20 protein-coding genes, 1 tRNA gene and 1 pseudogene are annotated in these 20,446 nt (G+C 59.6%); 12 read left to right on the plus strand and 10 right to left on the minus strand.

What is annotated here, in order from left to right:
• The first annotated feature begins 36 nt into the window (after window positions 1-36).
• Window positions 37-622, plus strand: a pseudogene (locus GH722_05515) (DDE-type integrase/transposase/recombinase).
• A gap of 127 nt (window positions 623-749) precedes the next feature.
• Here the strand turns inward: GH722_05515 and GH722_05520 are convergent.
• Window positions 750-1,037 (minus strand): cupin, encoded by a 288-nt coding sequence (locus tag GH722_05520; protein ID MRG71216.1) that lies wholly within the window; start codon window positions 1,035-1,037, stop codon window positions 750-752.
• Window positions 1,038-1,210: 173 nt separating this feature from the next.
• On the opposite strand from GH722_05520, the gene GH722_05525 reads away from it, so the two are divergent.
• From GH722_05525 to GH722_05545, 5 genes are all read left to right on the plus strand, one after another.
• Window positions 1,211-3,484: an NADP-dependent malic enzyme gene (locus GH722_05525; protein MRG71217.1), complete on the plus strand. Its 2,274-nt coding sequence runs from the start codon at window positions 1,211-1,213 to the stop codon at window positions 3,482-3,484.
• 83 nt (window positions 3,485-3,567) lie between these two features.
• On the plus strand, window positions 3,568-4,212 hold the full coding sequence (locus GH722_05530) for a ribulose-phosphate 3-epimerase (GenBank protein MRG71218.1): 645 nt from the start codon (window positions 3,568-3,570) through the stop codon (window positions 4,210-4,212).
• A 228-nt stretch (window positions 4,213-4,440) separates the two neighbouring features.
• Window positions 4,441-5,529 carry a hypothetical protein gene (locus GH722_05535; GenBank protein MRG71219.1) on the plus strand — a complete coding sequence of 363 codons (1,089 nt, stop codon included), beginning with the start codon at window positions 4,441-4,443 and terminating at the stop codon, window positions 5,527-5,529.
• A 73-nt stretch (window positions 5,530-5,602) separates the two neighbouring features.
• On the plus strand, window positions 5,603-6,379 hold the full coding sequence (locus tag GH722_05540; GenBank protein MRG71220.1) for an ATP-binding cassette domain-containing protein: 777 nt from the start codon (window positions 5,603-5,605) through the stop codon (window positions 6,377-6,379).
• On the plus strand, window positions 6,376-7,209 hold the full coding sequence (locus GH722_05545; protein ID MRG71221.1) for an ABC transporter permease subunit: 834 nt from the start codon (window positions 6,376-6,378) through the stop codon (window positions 7,207-7,209). Before GH722_05540 ends, GH722_05545 begins: the two co-directional genes overlap by 4 nt.
• A gap of 6 nt (window positions 7,210-7,215) precedes the next feature.
• On the opposite strand, the gene GH722_05550 is transcribed toward GH722_05545, so the two are convergent.
• The gene (locus GH722_05550) at window positions 7,216-8,004 is read right to left on the minus strand and encodes an aldolase (GenBank protein MRG71222.1); all 789 of its coding nucleotides are present in this window, start codon (window positions 8,002-8,004) and stop codon (window positions 7,216-7,218) included.
• A gap of 55 nt (window positions 8,005-8,059) precedes the next feature.
• Between GH722_05550 and ilvE the strand changes: the two genes are divergently transcribed.
• From ilvE to GH722_05565, 3 genes are read left to right on the plus strand one after another with little or no spacing between them, the layout of a single operon-like run.
• Window positions 8,060-9,016 carry a branched-chain-amino-acid transaminase gene (ilvE, locus tag GH722_05555; protein MRG71223.1) on the plus strand — a complete coding sequence of 319 codons (957 nt, stop codon included), beginning with the start codon at window positions 8,060-8,062 and terminating at the stop codon, window positions 9,014-9,016.
• A 5-nt stretch (window positions 9,017-9,021) separates the two neighbouring features.
• A complete protein-coding gene (locus GH722_05560) occupies window positions 9,022-10,656 on the plus strand; it encodes a hydantoinase B/oxoprolinase family protein (protein ID MRG71224.1) in 1,635 nt (544 codons plus the stop codon).
• Window positions 10,653-12,731, plus strand: a complete 2,079-nt coding sequence (locus tag GH722_05565) for a hydantoinase/oxoprolinase family protein (protein ID MRG71225.1) — start codon at window positions 10,653-10,655, stop codon at window positions 12,729-12,731. Before GH722_05560 ends, GH722_05565 begins: the two co-directional genes overlap by 4 nt.
• Window positions 12,732-12,911: 180 nt before the next feature.
• Here GH722_05565 and GH722_05570 read toward each other — a convergent pair whose 3' ends face one another.
• The 5 genes from GH722_05570 to GH722_05590 all read right to left on the minus strand — a co-directional run bounded on the left by GH722_05570 (window position 12,912) and on the right by GH722_05590 (window position 15,810).
• The gene (locus GH722_05570; protein ID MRG71226.1) at window positions 12,912-13,295 is read right to left on the minus strand and encodes a DUF971 domain-containing protein; all 384 of its coding nucleotides are present in this window, start codon (window positions 13,293-13,295) and stop codon (window positions 12,912-12,914) included.
• A 7-nt stretch (window positions 13,296-13,302) separates the two neighbouring features.
• Window positions 13,303-13,530, minus strand: a complete 228-nt coding sequence (locus GH722_05575) for a Trm112 family protein (GenBank protein ID MRG71227.1) — start codon at window positions 13,528-13,530, stop codon at window positions 13,303-13,305.
• 17 nt (window positions 13,531-13,547) lie between these two features.
• Window positions 13,548-14,219: a peptidase S16 gene (locus GH722_05580; protein ID MRG71228.1), complete on the minus strand. Its 672-nt coding sequence runs from the start codon at window positions 14,217-14,219 to the stop codon at window positions 13,548-13,550.
• A gap of 13 nt (window positions 14,220-14,232) precedes the next feature.
• Window positions 14,233-15,189, minus strand: coding sequence for a thioredoxin (trxA, locus tag GH722_05585; GenBank protein ID MRG71229.1), 957 nt, complete (start codon window positions 15,187-15,189; stop codon window positions 14,233-14,235).
• An 84-nt stretch (window positions 15,190-15,273) separates the two neighbouring features.
• Window positions 15,274-15,810 (minus strand): prolyl-tRNA synthetase associated domain-containing protein, encoded by a 537-nt coding sequence (locus tag GH722_05590; protein ID MRG71230.1) that lies wholly within the window; start codon window positions 15,808-15,810, stop codon window positions 15,274-15,276.
• A gap of 154 nt (window positions 15,811-15,964) precedes the next feature.
• On the opposite strand from GH722_05590, the gene GH722_05595 reads away from it, so the two are divergent.
• From GH722_05595 to GH722_05605, 3 genes are all read left to right on the plus strand, one after another.
• Window positions 15,965-16,039: transfer RNA gene (locus GH722_05595), tRNA-Gly, on the plus strand.
• Between the two features lie 175 nt (window positions 16,040-16,214).
• Entirely contained in the window at window positions 16,215-16,634 is a 420-nt protein-coding gene (locus tag GH722_05600) for a DUF2384 domain-containing protein (GenBank protein MRG71231.1), read from the plus strand.
• Window positions 16,631-17,332, plus strand: coding sequence for an RES domain-containing protein (locus tag GH722_05605; protein ID MRG71232.1), 702 nt, complete (start codon window positions 16,631-16,633; stop codon window positions 17,330-17,332). The genes GH722_05600 and GH722_05605 overlap by 4 nt, the downstream gene beginning before the upstream one ends.
• Before the next feature lie 18 nt (window positions 17,333-17,350).
• On the opposite strand, the gene GH722_05610 is transcribed toward GH722_05605, so the two are convergent.
• Genes GH722_05610 through hisD form a run of 3 tightly spaced genes read right to left on the minus strand, consistent with a single transcriptional unit; the run spans window position 17,351 to window position 20,444 of the window.
• Window positions 17,351-18,343 (minus strand): alcohol dehydrogenase catalytic domain-containing protein, encoded by a 993-nt coding sequence (locus GH722_05610; protein ID MRG71233.1) that lies wholly within the window; start codon window positions 18,341-18,343, stop codon window positions 17,351-17,353.
• A gap of 28 nt (window positions 18,344-18,371) precedes the next feature.
• On the minus strand, window positions 18,372-19,133 hold the full coding sequence (locus GH722_05615; protein MRG71234.1) for an SDR family oxidoreductase: 762 nt from the start codon (window positions 19,131-19,133) through the stop codon (window positions 18,372-18,374).
• Window positions 19,134-19,139: 6 nt separating this feature from the next.
• On the minus strand, window positions 19,140-20,444 hold the full coding sequence (gene hisD, locus GH722_05620; GenBank protein MRG71235.1) for a histidinol dehydrogenase: 1,305 nt from the start codon (window positions 20,442-20,444) through the stop codon (window positions 19,140-19,142).
• Window positions 20,445-20,446 lie beyond the last annotated feature (2 nt).

Below are 20,446 nucleotides of genomic sequence, written 5' to 3' on the forward strand. Positions count from 1 at the left end.
CTTGAGATGGGTAAGGATGTCTCGTAGCGTTTGAGAATAACAAAACGCAGCCCATTTCGGTACTTCAAGACGTCTCCTGAAATCATCCGCCTCGCCGTGATGATGTATGTGCGTTTCCCGCTTTCGCTGCGGAAACGTCCGGTCCATCATCATTCGCACTCGAACTGGCAGTGTCATCAGGACGAGGTTTTCATGAAGATTTACGGCGAGACGCATTATCTTTAGCGGGCAGTGGATCATGAAGGAAAAGTTCTGGAAAGCTTCGCCACAAAGCGCCGAGCCTGTAAGGCAGCGTTGAAATTCCTCAAGAAAACGCTGAAACGCTATGGCAAGGTTGATGTGCCCGCTACCGATCGTTTGCGTTCTTATGGTGCTGCAATGAAAGAGATTGGCAATATCGCCCGACAGGCAACCAGCCGTTGGCTGAACAATCGGGGTGAAATTCGCACCAGCCATTTCGAAGGCGAGAACGGGCGATGCTGAACTTCCGACGCAGGCGAAGTTTACAGAAATTCATCTCCGTTCATGCCTTAGCTCACAACTCTCTCAACAGGAGTGCCATCTCCATATCCGATCAGATTTTAAGTTGAATCGCACCACGGCTCTTGCCGAATGGCGTTAGCTTCGTTCAGCATAAGTTCCGGCGTCTGTCTGCTAACTGAGACAGGTTTGAAATCATCTGACAGCACCAAGCCGAGCCATCCAAGATCCTGGTCCTGTCACCGCAGTCCCTGAGCATTCACTCCCCCTCACAAAAACTCAACCTCAATAAAGCTGAACGGATAGTCGTTGGCGTTGATGACGTCATGTTCGACGCCGGTTTCGCGGAAGTAGGGGATGCCTGTTTTCATCTCGGCGCGAGTGATGACGCCGCCGCCTGTGTCGATGTCGAGAAAGCCGTTGGTCATCGGCACAATGACATAGTCATGGTCATGGCGATGCCAGCCGGTATGGGCGCCGGGCGCAAAATGCCATTCGGTCACGCGGGTCCGGCTGTTATCGATATGGGTGGTCGGGCTGGCAGCATCTCGGGTCATTGCGGTTTCCCTCGGGTTTTCTTGTCTGTCTCCTGACAAGACTGGCCTTCGCAGACCGGCCCTGCCCAGAGCCACAGCGGGACAACGAAGCGGACCAGAAAATCCGCATTCCGGGTTTGGCCTTCCGCCCCCGGCGTCTTACCATACAGCCCTGCTGCGAACGGGAGATTTGAATGGACGACGAGAAGCTGCATGAAGCGGCGTTGATTTATCATCGTGAGCCGAAACCCGGCAAACTGGCGATCATGGCGACCAAGCCGCTGACCACCCAGCGCGACCTGTCGCTGGCCTATTCCCCCGGCGTCGCAGCCGCCTGCCGGGTCATTGTCGAAGACCCGAAGGAAGCGGCAACCGTCACGGCCCGGGCCAATCTGGTCGGCGTCGTGACCAACGGCACCGCGGTGCTGGGTCTGGGCGCCATAGGTCCGCTGGCTGCCAAGCCGGTGATGGAAGGCAAGGCCGTCCTGTTCAAGAAATTTGCCGGGATCGATGTCTTCGATATCGAAATCAACGAGACCGACCCGCACAAGCTGATCGAGATCATTGCCGCACTGGAACCGACCTTCGGTGCCATCAATCTGGAAGACATCAAGTCACCGGAATGTTTCATCATCGAACAGGCCTGCCGCAAGCGGATGAACATCCCGGTCTTCCACGATGACCAGCATGGCACGGCCATTGTCACGGCGGCGGCGATCCTCAATGCCTTACGCATCACCGGCAAGAAAATCGAGGATGTGAAACTGGTCTCGACCGGCGGCGGGGCAGCGGGTATCGCCTGCCTGAACCAGCTGGTCAGTCTTGGCCTGAAACGTGAGAATGTCTGGCTCTGCGATATTGCCGGGCTGGTCTGGCGGGGCCGCAATGACGAGATGACCCGCGAGAAGGAAGCCTATGCCCAGGACAGCGATCTGCGCAACCTGAGCGACGTGATCGAAGACGCGGATGTGTTCCTTGGCCTGTCCGGCCCGAATGTCCTGAAAAAGGAAATGGTCGCGAAGATGGCGAGCCAGCCGGTCATCCTTGCCATGGCCAACCCGACACCTGAAATCTGGCCGGAAGATGCACGGGAAGTCCGTCCGGACTGCATCATTGCCACCGGCCGGTCGGACTATCCCAACCAGGTCAATAACGTGCTCTGCTTCCCGTTCATTTTCCGCGGCGCGCTGGATGTCGGCGCGACCGACATCAACGAGGAAATGAAAGCCGCCTGTGTGCGGGCCATCGCCGATATGGCGATGATCGAATCCTCGGATATTGTTGCCGCCGCCTATGGTGGCGAGGAATTGCGGTTTGGCCGTGAATATCTGATTCCGAAACCGTTCGACCCCCGGCTGATCGTCGAAGTCTCCTCAGCGGTGGCGCAGGCTGCGATGGATTCCGGTGTTGCCACCCGTCCGATCGAGGACATGCAGGCCTATCGCGACAGTCTCAGCCGCTTTGTCATCCGCTCCGGGCTGGTGATGAAACCGATCTTCGAGAGCGCCCGCAAGGACCCGCGCCGCGTCGCCTATGCCGAAGGTGAAGATGAACGCGTATTGCGTGCCGTGCAGACCATTGTCGATGATGCCATCGCCATGCCGATTCTGATCGGCCGGCCCGAGGTGATTGCCTCACGGATCGAAAAAATGGGCCTGCGGATCTGCGAGGGCCGTGATTTTGAAGTGGTCAATCCGGAACAGGATGAACGCTACACGGATTTCTGGCGCAGCTATCATGAAATCATGGAACGGGGCGGCGTCTCACCGGATGCGGCACGGACCATCATGCGGACCAACACCACCGTCATCGGCTCGATGATGGTCCGCAAGGGCATGGCCGATGCCATGCTCTGCGGGGTTTATGGTCAGTACCGGTTCCATCTGCGTCATGTGATGGATGTGCTTGGCCTCGGCAAGGGTGTGCATGATGTCTCTGCACTCAGCCTGCTGATCCTGCCCCAGGGCAGTATTTTCCTCTGCGACACCCATGTCACCCCCGACCCGTCAGCCGAGGAAATCGTCGAGATGACGGTGCTCGCCGCCAACGAGGTCCGGAATTTCGGGATCGAACCGAAAATCGCCCTGCTGGCCCATTCCAATTTCGGCACCACGAACTATCCGCAGGCGGTGAAGATGCGGGAAGCCGCAAAGATGCTGCATGAACGCTATCCGGAGCTTGAGGTCGAAGGGGAAATGCATGCGGATTCCGCCCTGAATCCGCAAAGCCGCGACCGGGTATTCCCGAACAGCCGGCTGACCGGAACCGCCAATCTGCTGATTTTCCCGAATCTGGATGCCGCCAACATCACCTTCAATGCGCTGAAAACCATGTCTGGCGCGGTTTCGGTCGGGCCCATGCTGATCGGCACTTCCGCACCGGCACATGTGCTGACCCCGTCAGTGACCGCACGGGGCATTCATAATGCAACGGCCGTCGCTGTGGTCGAGGCACAGCGCAAAGGCTGAAGCGGGCGGCAGAGGAGTCTTTACAGCCTCTGACCGCACGGGCTATCCAACTCTCATCATTCTCTCAGCGCCGGAGCGCCGCCATGACCGTCAAGATTTCGCCCTCGATCCTCTCTGCCGACTTTGCCCGTCTGGGTGAGGAAATCCGGGCGATTGACGAAGCCGGATGCGACTATGTGCATGTCGATGTCATGGATGGCCATTTCGTTCCCAACCTGACCATCGGCCCGATGGTGGTGCAGGCCATCCGGCCCCATACTGCCAAGCCGCTTGATGTGCACCTGATGATCGAACCGGCGGACCCCTATCTCGAGGCTTTTGCAAAGGCCGGGGCCGACATCATTACCGTTCATGCCGAAGCCGGACCGCATCTCGACCGCTCGCTGCAGGCGATCCGGGATCTCGGCAAGAAGGCCGGGGTGTCACTGAACCCGTCAACGCCGGAAAGCGTGCTCGACTATGTGCTCGACCGCCTCGACCTGATTCTTGTCATGTCGGTCAATCCCGGGTTTGGCGGACAGGGTTTTATCCCTTCCTCACTCCAGAAAATCGCCCGCATCCGGGAAATGATCGGTGACCGGCCGATTGAGCTGGAAGTGGATGGCGGCGTCAATAATGCGACTGTCCGGGATGTCATTTCCGCCGGCGCCGATGTGCTGGTTGCCGGTTCTGCCGTGTTCAACGGCAAGGGCAGCTACGCCGAGAATATCGCTGCCCTGCGCCCCTGATTTTCGCGGATAGCCACCCGTTTTCCTGACCGGTCTCCCGGGATGAAAGGCCAGCCCCGGACAGATGTCCTTTGTTGCAATTGAACTAAAGTTATAACAATATGTGATGTGGCGATAAAAGCTGGCCGGAAAAACACGTCATCTGTCCCTCAATTATCGCCGTTCGGGAGCTTTGCGCAGCAGCCGGGTCAGGCCTGACCCGCCAGCGCACCAACAGGGAGAAATTCAATGGGATACGAAGTTTCAAGACGCTCGGCCATGAAGGCCCTCGGAGCCGTCGGTGGCGCAGCAGCAATTCAGGGCGCCGCATCAGCCTTCACCATGTTTGCATCATCCGAAGCCTCTGCCGCGACGACCGTGCAGAGCCTTCGTTCGACCGCCAAATCCTGGCTCTGGGCAGCAGAAGATTACGCCAAGGGTGGCGGCTTCTTTGACAAGTCCGGCCTCGACGTCAACATCACCTCCACTGGCCGTGGCGTGAACACCTCCGCCCTGCTCAGCGGCAATGCCGACATTCTGCTGGGAGCACCTGACCAGACCATCAAGGTGCAGGTCCAGAACCAGCCGGTGAAACTGATCGCAGGTCTGGTCAACAAATACGCTTCCAACATCGTTGTGAAGAAAGACATTCTCGACAAGCTCGGCGTTGACGAGTCATCCCCCTTTGAAGCCAAGGCCAAAGCGCTGAAGGGCCTGAAAATGGGCACCACCGGCCCGGGCGCCGGACCGGACAACCTGCTGCGCTACATGATGACCCAGGTTGGTCTGGAGCCAGACAAGGAAGCCGAACTGACCCCGCTTCAGGGTGGCGGTACCGGCATTCTCGCAGCTATGGAACGTGGCGTGATTGACGGCTTCTGCCTGTCATCACCGACCTCTGACATTGCTATCGCCAAGTTCGGCGGTGCCTATCTGTTCAACATGGCGAAGAACCCGCCGCCGGAACTGAATGACTACCTCTATATTTCCGTTGCCGTGTCCGAAGAAGCGATCAAGACCAAACGCGAAACGCTGGTCAATTACGTCAAGGGTCTGGCTATGGCACAACAGGCCATCAATGCTGACCCGGCAGCCTTCAAGACCTGGTCACAGGAATGGTTCAAGGGTCTCGACCCGGCCGTCTTCGAGAAGGCTTTCGACAGCAACTCGAAGATCTACATGCCGGACCCGACCCCGCGGGAGCATCACTTCAAGAAGAACATCGAATTCGTCAATCTCAGCTTCAAGACGCTGAACAAGGATCCGATGCCGGCCAGCTTCTCCTTCCTCGACGCTTACGACCCGTCGATTGCCGAAGAAGCCATGAAGCAGCTCTGACCACTCTTTCCAGGGGGCTGCGCTTCGGCGTGGCCCCCTGTTCTTGTTTTTATCAGTCGAACGGGAAGTCCAGATGGCGATTGTCGTTGATCAGGTCACCAAGCGTTTCATCGCACGCGGCCAGGAAGTACATGCGCTCCAGCCAACCTCGATGACCATCGAAGAAGGCGAATTCGTCGCCTTTGTCGGCCCCAGTGGCTGCGGTAAATCGACATTGCTGAACATGATCGCCGGCATTTTCCAGCCGACAACCGGAACCATCACCCATGACGGAGCCGAAATCACCGGTGTGAACCGGGCCGTCGGCTATATGACGCAGATGGATTCACTGCTGCCCTGGCGCACCGTGGAACAGAATGTTCGTCTGCCGCTACAGATTCAGGGTATCGGACGGGGCGAGGTTGAAGACCGTCTTGACCGGATGCTGTCGATGGTCAACCTGTCCAAATTCCGGAACCATTTTCCAAAAGAACTCTCCGGCGGCATGCGCAAGCGCGCGGCGCTGGCGCAGCTGCTGATTTATGAACCGGGCACGATCCTGATGGACGAGCCTTTTGGCGCGCTTGATGCGCAGCTGAAACTGGTCATGCAGTCTGAATTGCTGAAAATCTGGGCCGACACCAAAAAGACTGTGGTGTTTGTCACCCATGATCTCGCCGAGGCCATTTCACTGGCCCAGCGTGTCATCGTCTTCACCGGCCAGCCCGGCACGGTCAAACATATCAGCGAAATTGACCTCGGCGCAGAACGCAACGTCTTCAAAGACCGCTTTGAAAAGAAGTTCCAGGATTATTACGAAGTACTCTGGGCCGAACTCGCGCCAGAGATCCACAAGGGAGAGGATCTATGAGCAAGACAGAGATTGTCGAACATTCGGAAGACCGCCCGAATTTTCGCACTGACGCCGTGGTTGCGCATGAAGCCGCAGCCGCCCGGCGACGCTGGGTTTTGTTTGCGCTGCAGATCGCCTTTGGTGTCTTCATCATCAGTTTCTGGGAATATGCTTCCGGCGCCCTGATTGATCCGTTCTTCATCTCCTCGCCATCCGCCGTTATTCTCCGGCTCTATGAATGGATTACGGACGGCACGCTGGCGACACATCTGTGGATCACCCTCTATGCCACCTTCGCCGGTTTCCTGATCGGCTCGGTCATCGGCTTTACCCTCGGCTTTCTGTTCGGCCGCTGGGATGCCATCGCCACGATCTTCGATCCCTATGTAACAGCACTTTACTGCCTGCCGAAAATCGCGCTGGCCCCATTGTTCATCATGTGGTTCGGCATCGGTATTGAATCCAAGATCGCCATGAGTGCGGTGATCGTCTTCTTCCTGGTCTTCCTGAACACCTTTGGCGGTGTCCGGGATGTCGCACAGATCTATATCAATACGGTCCGGATCATGGGTGCGAACGAATGGCAGCTGCTGCGATCCGTCATCATGCCGTCAGCTTCCGCCTGGGTGCTGACCGGACTGAAGGTTTCCGTACCCTATGCGCTGATCGGTGCCGTGGTGGGTGAGTTCATGTCGTCAAACCGGGGTATCGGTTTCCTGATTGCACAGGCTTCCGGCATCTTTGATACAGCTTCGGTTTTTGCCGGTCTCATGGTTCTCGCCGCATCGGGCGCCATTATCAGTGCCGCGCTCAAAAAGTTTGAAGCTCACACCCTGCGCTGGCGGTGATCCCGTTTAACCGATGAGATCTTCCGCCCGCCCCCGGGCACCACGCAGTACCATTGCGAGATCATTGCCAGCGAGCACAAGCTGATGTCCGAAGGCCATATAATCCCGCGCGAGCGCCGCATCGGCCACGCCGCCAAACCCGGAGAATTTACCGGCGTTCCGGGCGGCGTCGGCCACCTGCTGCATCGCCTCCCGGATACGGGGATGGCCGTATTGCGATGGAAGTCCCATGGCAAAGGTCAGGTCGCTGGCTCCGACCAGCAGGACATCCACACCGTCGACCGCCGCAATTTCATCCACGTTCTCCAGCGCTGCGGGCGATTCAATCATCACCACCACCAGCGTCTCCCGATTGAGAATTTCCGCCCCTTTGTCGAAGCCCAGCGGCTGATAGCCAAGTGCCGGAAAAGCGCCGGGAACCGACCGTTCGCCCAGCGGCGCAAAACGGCAGGCGCGGGCAATGGCACGGGCCTGATCCGCCGTCTCGACATGCGGCGCAATGATTCCCATACCGCCGTTCGACAATATCCGGTTCATCGGGGCCGGGTCATGATCCGGTGTGCGGACCAGCGGAAAGATACCCGCCTCGATACCCGCCAGCGCCATCTGGGACAGGGTGTCGAAGGACATCGTGCCATGTTCCAGATCCAGGAACAGCCAGTGATAACCGGCGTCGCGCATGATTGCCGCCCAGTCCATCGTCCGGGCCAGCCGCAGGCTGACACCAAGACAGGGCTGTCCGTCTTCAAGGCGCTGACGAAGGGAAAGATTCATGTCCACTGGTCCTGTCTGCATTTCAATACAACCTGCCCCAGTCTAACCATCTCATCGACAACAGGCGAGGCCCAACATGCCGGCTGATCTTACTGCTGCCCCTGATGCGAAATCCCGCATCAGGGTGATCTGTCACAACGGCGACTATGTCGCCCCGGACCAGGCGACCATCCGTGTCACCGCGCCCGGGCTGGAATTCGCCCTGCTGGTTTTTGAGGGCATCCGTGGCTATCGGAATGACAATGACGACCAGACCTATGTGTTCCGGCTGAAGGAACATCTGGACCGCCTCGCCTTCTCCTGCCGGATGATGCGCTTCGACGGCGCTCCCACGGCTGAAGAACTGGCCGTCGCCGTGTCGGAAACGATCCGCCGCAATGATTTCCATGAAGATGTCTATATCCGTATTCAGGTCTATATCGATGACTGGGGCGACATGAATTCAACCGGCCCGGTCGGCTGGGATGTCATTGTCCGCCCGCGCCCCCGGATTGCCGCCTTCCATGAAGGCCGCCGCTTCAAGGTTTCCAGCTGGCGCCGTCTGGCAGACGATGCCAGCCCGCCCCGCATCAAGGCCTCTGCCAACTATCTGAACAGCCGCCTTGCCGGGCTGGAGGCGAAAGCCGCCGGTTATGACAACGCGATCCTGCTGAACCCGGACGGCAGCCTTGCCGAAGGTCCGGGCGGCTGTCTGTTCATCCTGCGCGACGGGAAACTGCTGACCCCCAGCGTTGCCGATGGCATTCTCGAAAGTGTCACCCGCGCCACCCTGCTGGAACTGGCCCGCGACATGGGCATTCCGGTGGAAGAACGACGCATCGGCAGAACCGAACTGCATCTCGCCAGCGAAGGTTTCTATTGCGGCACCGGGCAGGAAATGACCCCGATGCTGTCTGTCGATGACCTGGCACTGGGCGATGGTAAACCGGGCCCTGTCACCCGCCGCCTGCAAGACGTCTATGACCGGACCGTGCGCGGCCTGGATACCGGGCATCCGGTCTGGCGCACACCCGTCTTCAACAAGGGAAGCTGATAGTCATGACTGAACTTGATCCTGTCCGGCTCGGACTGGTCTGGCGTCGTCTCGCCGGTATGGTGGACGAGGTCGCCGAGACCTTTATCCGCACCTCCTTTTCCTCGGTGGTGCGCGAAAATCACGATCTGGCCTTCAGCCTGCTCGACCGCACCGGCCGCCAGTTCATCCAGACCCGCAAGAGCATCCCTTCCTTTATCGGCACGCTGCCGGCCACCCTGCGGGCCATGCTGGACAAGTTCCCGCTGGAAACACTGAAGCCCGGTGATGTGCTGATCTCGAACGACCCCTGGCTTGGCACCGGCCATCTGAATGATATCTCGCTGGCCGCACCCCTGTTCCGTAACGGTCGCGTCGTGGCTTTTGCCGGCAGCACCGCCCATACGGTTGATATCGGCGGCGCACCGTCACCGACGGCCCGTGACTGCTATCAGGAAGGGCTCTGCATTCCGGTTTCCAAACTGGTTGTCGCCGGTGAGGAAAATCAGACAATCCTTGACTTCCTGAACGAGAACCTGCGCGAACCGGAAGAAACCCTCGGTGATATCCGCGCCCAGCTTGTCGCCTATCGCGAGGCAGAGGCCCGGCTGTTCCAGCTGATGGATGATGAAGGACTGGAAGAAATCGATTCCGTCATCGACGAAATTCTGTCCCGATCGGAACAGAGCATGCGCAAGGTTATTTCTGACCTGCCGGACGGCCGTTATGAAGATGAAATGACCGTCGACGGATTCGACCATCCGCTGACCATCCGATGCAGCCTGATCGTCAGGGGCGACGGCATCACCGTCGATTTTGAAGGCACCTCCGGCCAGATCGACCGGCCGGTGAACTGTGTGCTGAACTATACCCGCGCCTATGCCTGCTATGCCCTGAAATGTGCGCTTGATCCGCATGCCCCCAATAATGACGGATCATTTCAGCCGATCACGGTCACCGCACCGGAAGCCAGCCTGCTGAATGCCGCCCGCCCGGCCCCGGTCTGGGGTCGTCATCTCTCCGGCCATTATGTCCCGCCCGCGGTTTTCGGGGCGCTGTCAAAATGTGCCCCCGACCGCATTGCGGCTGAATCCGGATCGCCTCTCTGGAACGTCTATTTCCGCGGACGCGACAGCCGCAATGACCGGCGTTTCGTCAAAATGTTTTTCATGAATGGCGGTCATGGTGCACGGGCTGGCAGTGACGGACCGGGTTGCCTGTCCTTCCCCTCCAACGTCTCGAACCAGTCCATCGAACAGTTTGAAAATCAGGTGCCCCTGCTGGTCACCGAAAAGGCCTTCGTTACCGATTCCGGTGGTGACGGCACCTTCCGCGGTGGTCCGTCGCAGCGGTTATCCTTTCTGAATGTCGGTGAAGAACCCCTGCTGATGACGATCCGGCATGAGCGCATCACCTATCCGCCGCGCGGTCTGCAAGGCGGTACCAACGGCGCACCCGGACTTGATCTGGTCGATGGCAAGCCGATCCCGGCAAAAAGCGAGACCATGGTGCAGCCCGGCCAGACCGTTACCTTCCAGCCACCGGGCGGGGGCGGTATCGGGGATCCGAAAAAGCGCAATCCCGCACATGTCAAAGCCGATGTCGCCAGCGGCCTGCTGAGCCCGGCAAAGGCAAAATCTGTCTATGGAGCTGATCTATGAGTGCGACCGCTGACCTGCGTCTGGGCGTTGATATCGGCGGCACCTTTACCGATCTGGTGCTGCATGATCCGTCGGCAGACCGGATTGTCCTGGAAAAGGTTCTGACCACACCGGACGCACCGGAACGTGCCGTACTGGAAGGTGTCGGCAAAATCCTCGCAAAGGCAGGGTTTGGCCCGGAATCGCTGAAATCCGTCATTCATGGTACCACGCTGGTCGCCAACGCGCTGATCGAACGAAAGGGCGTCGAGACGGCGCTGATTACGACCGAGGGCTTCCGTGACATTCTCGAATTCGGCCGGGAATGGCGCTATGACCTGTTCGACCTGACCATTGACCCGCCGACCCCGCTGGTCCCGCGTGCCCGTCGCCTTGAAGCACCGGAACGTGTTGGTCCGGATGGCGCCGTCGTCACCCCGCTGGATGAAGATGCGGTTCGCCGTCTGGCCCGCCAGCTGGCCGGCAGCAGCACCCGTGCGGTCGCCGTTGTTCTGCTGCATGCTTTCCGGAATTCCGATCATGAAGTTCGGATCGGCGAAATTCTGGCTGAGGAGGCACCGGAACTTGCGGTCAGCCTGTCCAGTGAAGTGACCCCGGAGATCGGTGAATATGAGCGAAGTTCGACCACCGTCGCCAATGCCTATGTCCACCCTGTTTTCCGGGATTATGTGGCGCGGCTGGAAAGCGGCCTGAAACAGGCAGGCTTTACCCGTGACCTGTTCCTGATGCTGTCAGATGGTGGCGCGGTCCATGCGAAAGCGGCCGTCACCTATCCGATCCGGCTGGTACAGTCCGGCCCCGCCGGCGGCGCACAGGCCGCTGCTTTGTTTGGACAAGCCGCCGGTCTGGGCGATGTCATGTGTTTCGATATGGGCGGCACCACGGCCAAAGCCTGCCTGATCGAAGGCGGACGCCCGACCCGTGCCCGTGACTTTGAAGTCGCCCGCATGCACCGTTTCTCGAAAGGCAGCGGCCTGCCCCTTCAGGTGCCGGTCGTCGACATGATCGAAGTCGGTGCCGGTGGCGGCAGTATCGCCCGCATCGACGGCATGGGACTGATTCAGGTCGGCCCGGATTCCGCCAGCGCCCAGCCCGGCCCGGCCTGTTACGGTCAGGGCGGCGAAGACGCGACAGTCACCGACGCGGATCTGGTGCTTGGCTATCTGGACCCCGGCAACTTTCTGGGCGGTGACATGGCCCTGGATGTCGAGGCCGCCCGCGCTGCCCTGCAGAACCGGATCGGCACACCCCTTGGCCTTGACGCAGAACAGGCTGCCTGGGGCGTGCATGAAACGGTCACCGAAAACATGGCGCAGGCAGCCGCCATTCATGCGCTGGAAAAAGGCCGTCGCATCGACCGCTACAGCATCGTCGCAATCGGCGGGGCCGGGCCTGTCCATGCCTGCTCACTGGCCCGCAAGATGGGAGCCAAACGTGTTGTTGCCCCGGCGGCAGCCGGTGTTGCCTCCGCTCTCGGCATGATCGCCTCACCGCCGTCTTTCGAATTCGTTCAGGCCGATATGCGCCGCCTTGATGAAGCCGACTGGCCTGCCGTGGCCACCGCTCTGGATGACATGGAAGCCCGTGGCCGTGACATGTTGCGCCTGTCCGGTGTCGCCGATGCCGATGCTGTGACTACTGTCAGCGCCCTGATGCGCTATGTCGGGCAGGGCTATGAGGTGGAGACACCGACGCCCCGCGATGTCGCCGTCAGCGCCAGCGCAGATGACCTGCGTCAGCGATTTGATACTGCCTACAAGGCCCTGTTTGGCCGGGCGGAAAACATGGCCGTCGAGATTATTTCCTGGCGCGTCGTTGTCGCCGGGCCGGTCCCGGAGCTAACCCTGAAAGGCAGCGGCACAACACCCGGTCAGGCCCTGAAAGGACATCGCAAGGCCTGGTTCAGCAGTGACGGCTTTGTCGATACCCCGGTCTATGACGCTGCAAAACTGGCTACCGGCGACAGCTTCGATGGCCCGGCACTGGTGGAAGCCCGTGAATCAACGCTGGTCATCCCCCCCGCCGCCAAAGCCACCATCGACCCCTCCGGCGCCATCGTCGTCGACTTGCTGTAAGGGGCATCTGCGGAGTGAGCCACCAGTTCCCTGATCCTGAAACAAATTCAGGATGAGGGAGGGGTTATATTGGCGGCGTGCGGTCAACTTGCTGGCTGGTCCTGTGGACGCAAGGCAGCTGCTCTGCGTTCCCCACTCATCTCATCCTGGACTTGTTTCAGGATCCCTGCCCGTGCTGGTCTAGTGGCGGCGTTTGGGGTCGCGGCTGAGGCCTTTTTCTTCGAGCTTGTCGAGATAGGTCTGCCAGATCTCGGTCTGGTTTTCACCGAGATGATAGAGATAGTCCCAGCTGTAGATACCCGTGTCATGCAGATCGTCGAAAGTGATCCGGATCGCGTAATGTCCTACCGCCTCGACCTTCATGATGCCGACATGGCGGCGCTGGTCGATGATCTTCTTCTGCGAGGGGCCGTGGCCCTGTACTTCCGCTGAAGGGCTTTCGACGCGCAACAGTTCGGCGGGAAGACGGAAGCTTTTGCCGTCTTCGAAATCGATTTCGATGCAGCGTTCTTCGCGTTTTACCCGGATTTCAGACGGGCTGCGGTCAATGTCAAAATCACCCATGGCCGGATCAGCGCCCGTTACGTTCAGCGTCGGTCAGTTCCCGCGCCTCGTCGATCAGCATGATGGGGATTCCGTCGCGAATCGGAAAGGCAAGGCCGGTTTTACGGGCGATCAGTTCCGCTTTCTCCGCATCATATTCCAGCGGCTCATGGCTGCCGGGGCAGACCAGAATTTCGAGCAGTTTCGGGTCGACCCCGCTTTTTGCTGCGCCCGTGGACATGGCGTTTACCCTCATCTGTGAAAGACGTGAAGCTACTGACGGGTTGTACTACGCGGGCCGCCAGTCTCAAGCGTTTCCATTTCCATCATGGCGCTCAGCGCATCGGCCCGCTCTGCCAGCGTATCAAATTCCAGCAGCGCCTGCTGCTCTGTCGGTGAAAAAGGACAGGACATCGCCAGCGTTGTCACCAGCGTCTCATCTGCGCAGGTTTTCAGGCTGTCCATATCCGCCTCGATCCCCTTCAGGTCGAAATAGGGTTTCAGGGCGGCAACCAGCCGTTCCTTGTCAAACTCCGCTGACCCGTCATAGCACCGCAGGTCATCCCGGAAAGCCGTATAGTCAGGCACGACCCGGCGATAGCCGCGCAGCGTGTCGATTTCCTCGCTGATCCGGAAACGGATGACACCGGTCAGGCTGATCAGATAGCGACCGTCATCGGTTTCCTGGAAAGCTGACAGCCGTCCGGCACAGCCGATAGAACGGAGCGCCGGTTTCTCTCCGCCAGCATTTTCATCCCGCGGCTGTATCATTCCGATCAGGCGTTGCGATTCACCCAGCGCATCCTGCGTCATGGTGAGATAACGCGGCTCGAAGATATTCAGTGGTAACTGCCCGCCCGGCAGCAACAGAACCCCCGTCAGCGGAAAGACCGGCAGGGTCTGCGGCAGTTTCTCGAAATCGGGATGGAAGGCCGGGCGGGTCATGAATAATCCTGATTCAGGAAAACAGGACAGAAGACAGACGGCGACGGGCTGCAATGGTCACCGGGTCCATCGGACCAAATGCCTCGAACAGCTTGACCAGCTGCTTGCGCGCTGCCTCATCATTCCAGGTACGGTCGATCTCGATACTGCGCAGCAGATGGTCTGCCGCCGCCTCATTTTCACCGACCGCATAAAGCCCCATCGCCAGATCAAACAAGGCCTGATGATCGCGCGGGCTGGCTTCTACTGCGGCTTTCAGACCGGCAAGATTTCCGGCAGCGGCTTCAGCCTGACCCGCCAGTTCAATCGCGGACAGGGCGGCCTGTATCGGCGCCGCCAGTTTCAGGCTTTCCGACAGGCCACCGATCATTTCCTTCGCGGCCTCACCTTCGCCCATTGCAAGATAGGCCCGTGCAAGACCACCGATTGCATCTGCATTTTCGGGCTCGACCTCAACCACCTGCGTATAGACGGCGACCGCATTCTCCACATCACCGGCAGCCAGCAACTCACCCGCCTGCTCCAGTGCGGCAGCCAGATCCTCACCCGGCGCCGTCCCGCCGGACAGGGTTACCAGCTTGTCGATGAAGGCCTTGATCTCGCTTTCCGGCACCGCGCCCTGAAATCCGTCAACCGGCTGGCCCTGATAGAAGGCATAGACCGTCGGGATGGACTGGATACGCAGCTGCTGAGAAATCTCCGGTGACTTGTCGACATCAACCTTCACCAGACGGACAGCACCCTTCGCCGCCATTACGGCCTTTTCCAGCGTCGGCCCGAGCGTTTTGCAGGGACCGCACCAGGTCGCCCAGAAATCGACGATCACCGGCACCGTCTTCGAGGCCTCGATGACATCAGCCATGAAACCGGCACTGTCCGAGTCCTTGATGAGGTCGCCGGCGGCAGCACCAGCCTGTGTTCCGGTCGGGGTGACCGGTGTTCCGTCGCCGTTGAGCAGGATATCCGTCATGTGTCTTCAGCCTTCATTGTGTTGGATGAGAGATAGAGGTGCACAGGGCCTGAAACAAGGTTCGGACCCGGCAAGAGGATAGATTCAGCCGCCGCAGCCTGACAGGTCTTCAATAATCGGGACATGTCCGCAGGCACGGATAAAGGTCATCAGATCGTCCGGGCGAATGGCCGATGTCATCTCGTTTGTCAGCGGGTGATAATTCAGCGGGCTATACTCCAGCATCCCCGCATCAATGACCGGGCGGACACGCAGATCCGTATCATTGATCAGCGCAAAAGGTGTCACCGAGCCCGGAATGACACCCAGCACATCCCACAACAGATCGGGCTTGCCGAAACTCAGCCGCGCCGCGCCGATGACGCCTTCCAACGCCTTCATGCGAATCGGGCGGTCTTCCAGCGTGACTACCAGCCACAGCTGCTGCTTCTTGTCTTTCAGGAACAGATTCTTGCAATGCCCGCCCGGCAGGTCGCCGCGCAGAGCCTTGGAATCCTCGACCGTGAACAACGGCGGGTGAGTGTGGTTTTCAGTCTCGATACCCAAAGCCGTCAGCCGTGCCAGCAGGGCCTCAGGCGTCGTCGGGGCCGGACCGGGCGGGGTCCAGGGAATTTCTGACATCTGTTGATTTCCTGTCGTCTCGGGTGAGACCGGAACCTTAGGTCCGTGGCCTCTGGCGGGCAAGCCCGGCCACCATTTTCACCCCATCAAAATAACTGTCAAAACCGGCTTGCAAAGGAAACCATCTTGCGCCATATTCCGCGCCCTCAAGGAAGCGGGCGTAGCTCAGGGGTAGAGCATAACCTTGCCAAGGTTAGGGTCGGGCGTTCGAATCGCCTCGCCCGCTCCATTGAGACTTTCCAGACAGTCAGATCTGCCTCCCCCGACCAATTCGGCCGGGTGATGCATTTGCGTGTGATCAAAAGCTCTGGCCACCTGCCCCTGCCTCGCAGGCGCTTTCGGTCTGACTTGAACAATCATAGATATTATCATATGATAAGGTATGAAATTTCATATGGTGATTCATGTCAGGCGGATTTGGCGAACAGGTCGCAGAGTTCATCGCTCCCTCCCCAATGGGTGAGCGTGAACAGATTACCGTCATCATCAGGGCTGTCGTCCGGGTTGCCGAGAACTGGGGGCTGAGCAATGCCGAAGCTGCTGCATTGTTTGACGTTCCTTCCGCGACATGGAGCCGAATGAAAGCAGGAACATTCCGGGGCAGTCTCGATCAGGACAAGATGACCCGGGCCAGTCTGATCATTGGCATCTTCAAGGGCCTTCGCCTGTTGTTCAACGGCCCCCTGCAGAACGGCTGGCCAAAACTGCCGAACAAGGGGCCATTCTTTGAGGGGTCATCGCCTGTCAGCTTCATGATCGCCCACGGCATTCCCGGTCTGTCGAGCGTCCGTCAGCATATTGACGCCTTACGGGGTGGTATATGACCGATCTTTCGGCAATTCCGTCCGTCAGTTTCACGGAACCCGACACAATACGGTTGATTTCCACTGCCTATATCAAAGAACCCGCGCTCGGTCCGCTGGCAGACTCGGACGCTGATCGCGCCATTCTGGAAGAGCTGGAAAGCCGGACATCCGCCCGGCAGGCCGGCATAATGCCGCGGCCCCCCGGCCTCCGCAGAAATGAACTGCGCACAGAAGCCGACGGCTTTGGCTGGACCTACATCAATGCTGCCTTCTGCTATACCCGTCCGACCGGCAACCGGTTCAACGGAGCGGAAAGGGGGGCCTGGTATGCGGCCTGGGGAAGCTATGCATCCGAGACCGCACAGGCAGAGGTCATCTGGCATCTGACACGGGAACTGGATGCAGTTGGCATTTATGAAAACATCACAGCCTACCGGGAACTGCTCTCCGGCTTCACATCACAGATGCATGACCTCACAGGTCTGCCCGAAATCCCCTGCCTCAACTCCGACCCCGCCATCGCCTATCCTGCGGGGCAAGCCCTCGCCCGGTCACTGCGGCAGGAGGCAAATTCAAACGGTATTCTCTACCCTTCCGCACGTCATCCGGAAGGCCGCTGCCTCGTTGCCCTGAGACCATCGGTAATTCAGAACATCAGACAGGGAGCAACCCGGATATTCACCTGGACCGGCGACCGGGTTCCGGAAGTTACCTGATTACGCCACATTTGATCCTCACGGCAGCAACACAATCTTCGCTGCGGCAGAGCGTCCTTCATGCAGATCAGCGAAGGCGCCCGCGCCTTCACTCAGCGGACGTGTTTCCACCCAGTTCAGATCACCCAGGTCGCCCCGGTGGATCGCTGTCAGGGCGGCGCGGAGGTCGACGGGGGTGTAGGTGTAGTTGCCGATGAAGGTGACTTCCTGCAGGGTCAGGCGGCGGGTATCGAGGCCGCCGTCATTATCCAGCAGACCGACATGGCTGATGACCCCGCCGGACGCCACCTTCTGTGAGGCGGCAGCGCGGGTATGTCTGCTGCCGACCGCATCAATGACCAGATCGTAAGCGTCATCTTCCGGCTGCGGTCCCTCGAGCGGGTTGTAGACAGCGGCACAGCCTTCGGCGTCGACAGTCTGGCGGCGCAGCGCGTTGGTGTCGCCCAGCATGATGTCGCGACAGCCCTTGTGATGCAGAAACAGGGCGGCCAGCAGGCCGATCGAGCCACCACCGAGAATCAGCGCCCGGCATTCACTGACGGGACGGCTGAGAATACGCTCAGCCAGCAGAACCGCATGCAGTGAGGTTGCCGCAGGCTCCGTAACCGCCGCCTTCACCGGGTCCATGCCCCCGGGCATCGCAATCAGGTTCTGTTCAGGGATTGAGATATATTGTGCGAAGGCACCGGGAAGGCGCATGCCGATCAGCTCGCGCTGGCCGCAGAGATTCGGGCGACCGCCAAGACAATGGTTACAGACACCACAGGTGATCAGCGGATTGAGAATGGCCATCTGGCCCTGCATCCGGCCGGACTGCACCAGCCCGGCGGCTTCATGACCGAGGATCAGCGGCGGCACCCTTCGTGCATCCATACCGTGATAGGCATGCATGTCAGATCCACAAACCCCCACCGCATCAATACGGACAACCGCATCCCCTGCTGCCGGGTCCGGTTCCGGCTCGTCACGATAGGTGACTTCAAGGGTATCTGTGTAAACCAGCGCTTTCATGGTCAGCCTGTCCTCTGGTTATCAGGGGTTATTTCGCCGTAAAGCCACCATCCACATAGATGATCTGGCCAGTCACATAGTCGGAGGCCGGTGATGTGAGATAGAGAATGGTGCCGTCGAGGTCGGCCATCCGGCCATTGCGGCCAATCGCCGTCTGACTGGCCAGCCGCTCTGACATCGCCGCATCATCAAAGACCGGGCCGGTCAGCTCCGTCGGGAAAAAGCCTGGTGCAATGGCATTGCAGCCGATGCCGTCACGGCTCCAGGCTTCTGCCATGGCACGGGTCAGCTGGCCAACGCCACCCTTTGAAGCGCCATAGGCCAGACCATTGGCAAACGCCCGTTCAGTCTGCAACGAAGCGAAGTTGATGACCCGCCCCCAGCCCTGTTTCTGCATGCCCGGCACCAGCAGCCGGGCCAGAAAAAACGGCGCGGCGAGATTGAGGTTGATCGTCGAATCCCAGCTTTCCCAGGTGATGTCCTCAACCGGCTGGCGATGATTGATCCCCGCCGCGTTGATGAGAATATCAATCGGGCCGAAGGCATCGGCCGCACCTGCCGCAAGACCGGGCAGGCTGTTGCGATCCAGCAGATCCCCCTCCAACACTGCCGCCTTGCCCCCGGCAACCGTGATTTCCGCCGCCGCCTGTTCCAGCCGGTCCCGGCGCCGGGCCAGCAGCACCACCGAAGCACCCGCCGCTGCCAGTACGTCAGCAAAATGCCGGCCAATGCCGGATGCCGCCCCGGTAACCAGCACCCGCCTTCCCTTCAGATCAAACAGGGTTGCCATCGCAGGTCAGACCGCGCTGGTGGTGAAGGTCTCATCCGGGAAATATTTATCAAGCCGCACATCGCCGGTGCGGGCATGGGCTTCCATGCCTTCCAGCCGGGATATCCGGGCAGTTACGGCCGCCACATCACGGTTGGCCTCCTGCGTCATGCGCTGGGTGGTGACCACCTTGATGAACTTGTGCACCGACAGCCCGCCCGTGTAATGGCCCGCACCCTTGGTTGGCAGGATATGATTGGTGCCGGAGCATTTATCCCCGAAAGCAACCGTCGTTTCCTCGCCCACAAACAACGAGCCGTAATTGCGCAGTCGCGCCACATACCAGTCGAGATTGGTGGTCTGGACCTCCAGATGTTCGGGGGCGTAATTATCGGAAACGGTCGCCGCCTCTTCATCAGAATCACAGAGGACAATTTCACCATAATCACGCCAGGCCGCTTCGGCCGCCTTTGCCTGTACATCCGGCAGGGCCGCAATCAGCCGGTCCATGCGGGATGCCACATCATCTGCCAGCCGGCGCGAGGTGGTGACCAGCCAGGCCGGGGAATCCGGGCCGTGCTCGGCCTGTCCGACCAGATCAACCGCAACCACTTCCGCGTCCGCGCTGTCATCGGCGATGATGGCAATTTCCGTCGGACCGGCAAACAGGTCAATCCCGACCCGGCCAAACAGCATGCGCTTGGCCTCTGCCACAAACCGGTTGCCCGGACCAACCAGAATATTCGCCTTGTGACCGGTGAACAGGCCAAAGGTCATGGCGGCAATCCCCTGCACGCCCCCCATCGCAAGGATATGGTCGGCCCCGCACATATCCATGGTGTAGAGGATCGCCGGATTGATCCCCTGTCCGGGTTTCGGGGCCGAACAGGCAATAATATTGCGCACGCCCGCAACCTTGGCGGTGGTGATACTCATGATCGCGGAGGCGACATGGGCATAACGTCCGCCGGGGACATAACAGCCCGCACAATCCATCGGAATCAGCTTCTGACCGGCCCACAGGCCCGGCGACAATTCGGCCTCGAATTCCGACATGCTGGCTTTCTGCCGTTCGGCAAATCCCCGGATGCGGTCATGGGCGAAACGCAGATCATCCTTCAGTTGCTGCGGCACCTGTGCCGATGCGGCTTCAATCATCTCACGGGTGGCAATGACCTCACCGTCATAGCCGTCCAGCTTGTGACTGTAGATTCTGGCGGCCGATTCTCCTTTTGCCTCAATCTCAGCCAGCATCTCCCCGACGATACGCCGGGTGTCATCTTCGCCGGTAGCCGAGGTTTTTTCCGCCTTCTTTATGTAGGTGATGGCCATTC

The organism is Alphaproteobacteria bacterium HT1-32 (assembly GCA_009649675.1).
Lineage (GTDB): Bacteria > Pseudomonadota > Alphaproteobacteria > Rhodospirillales > HT1-32 > HT1-32.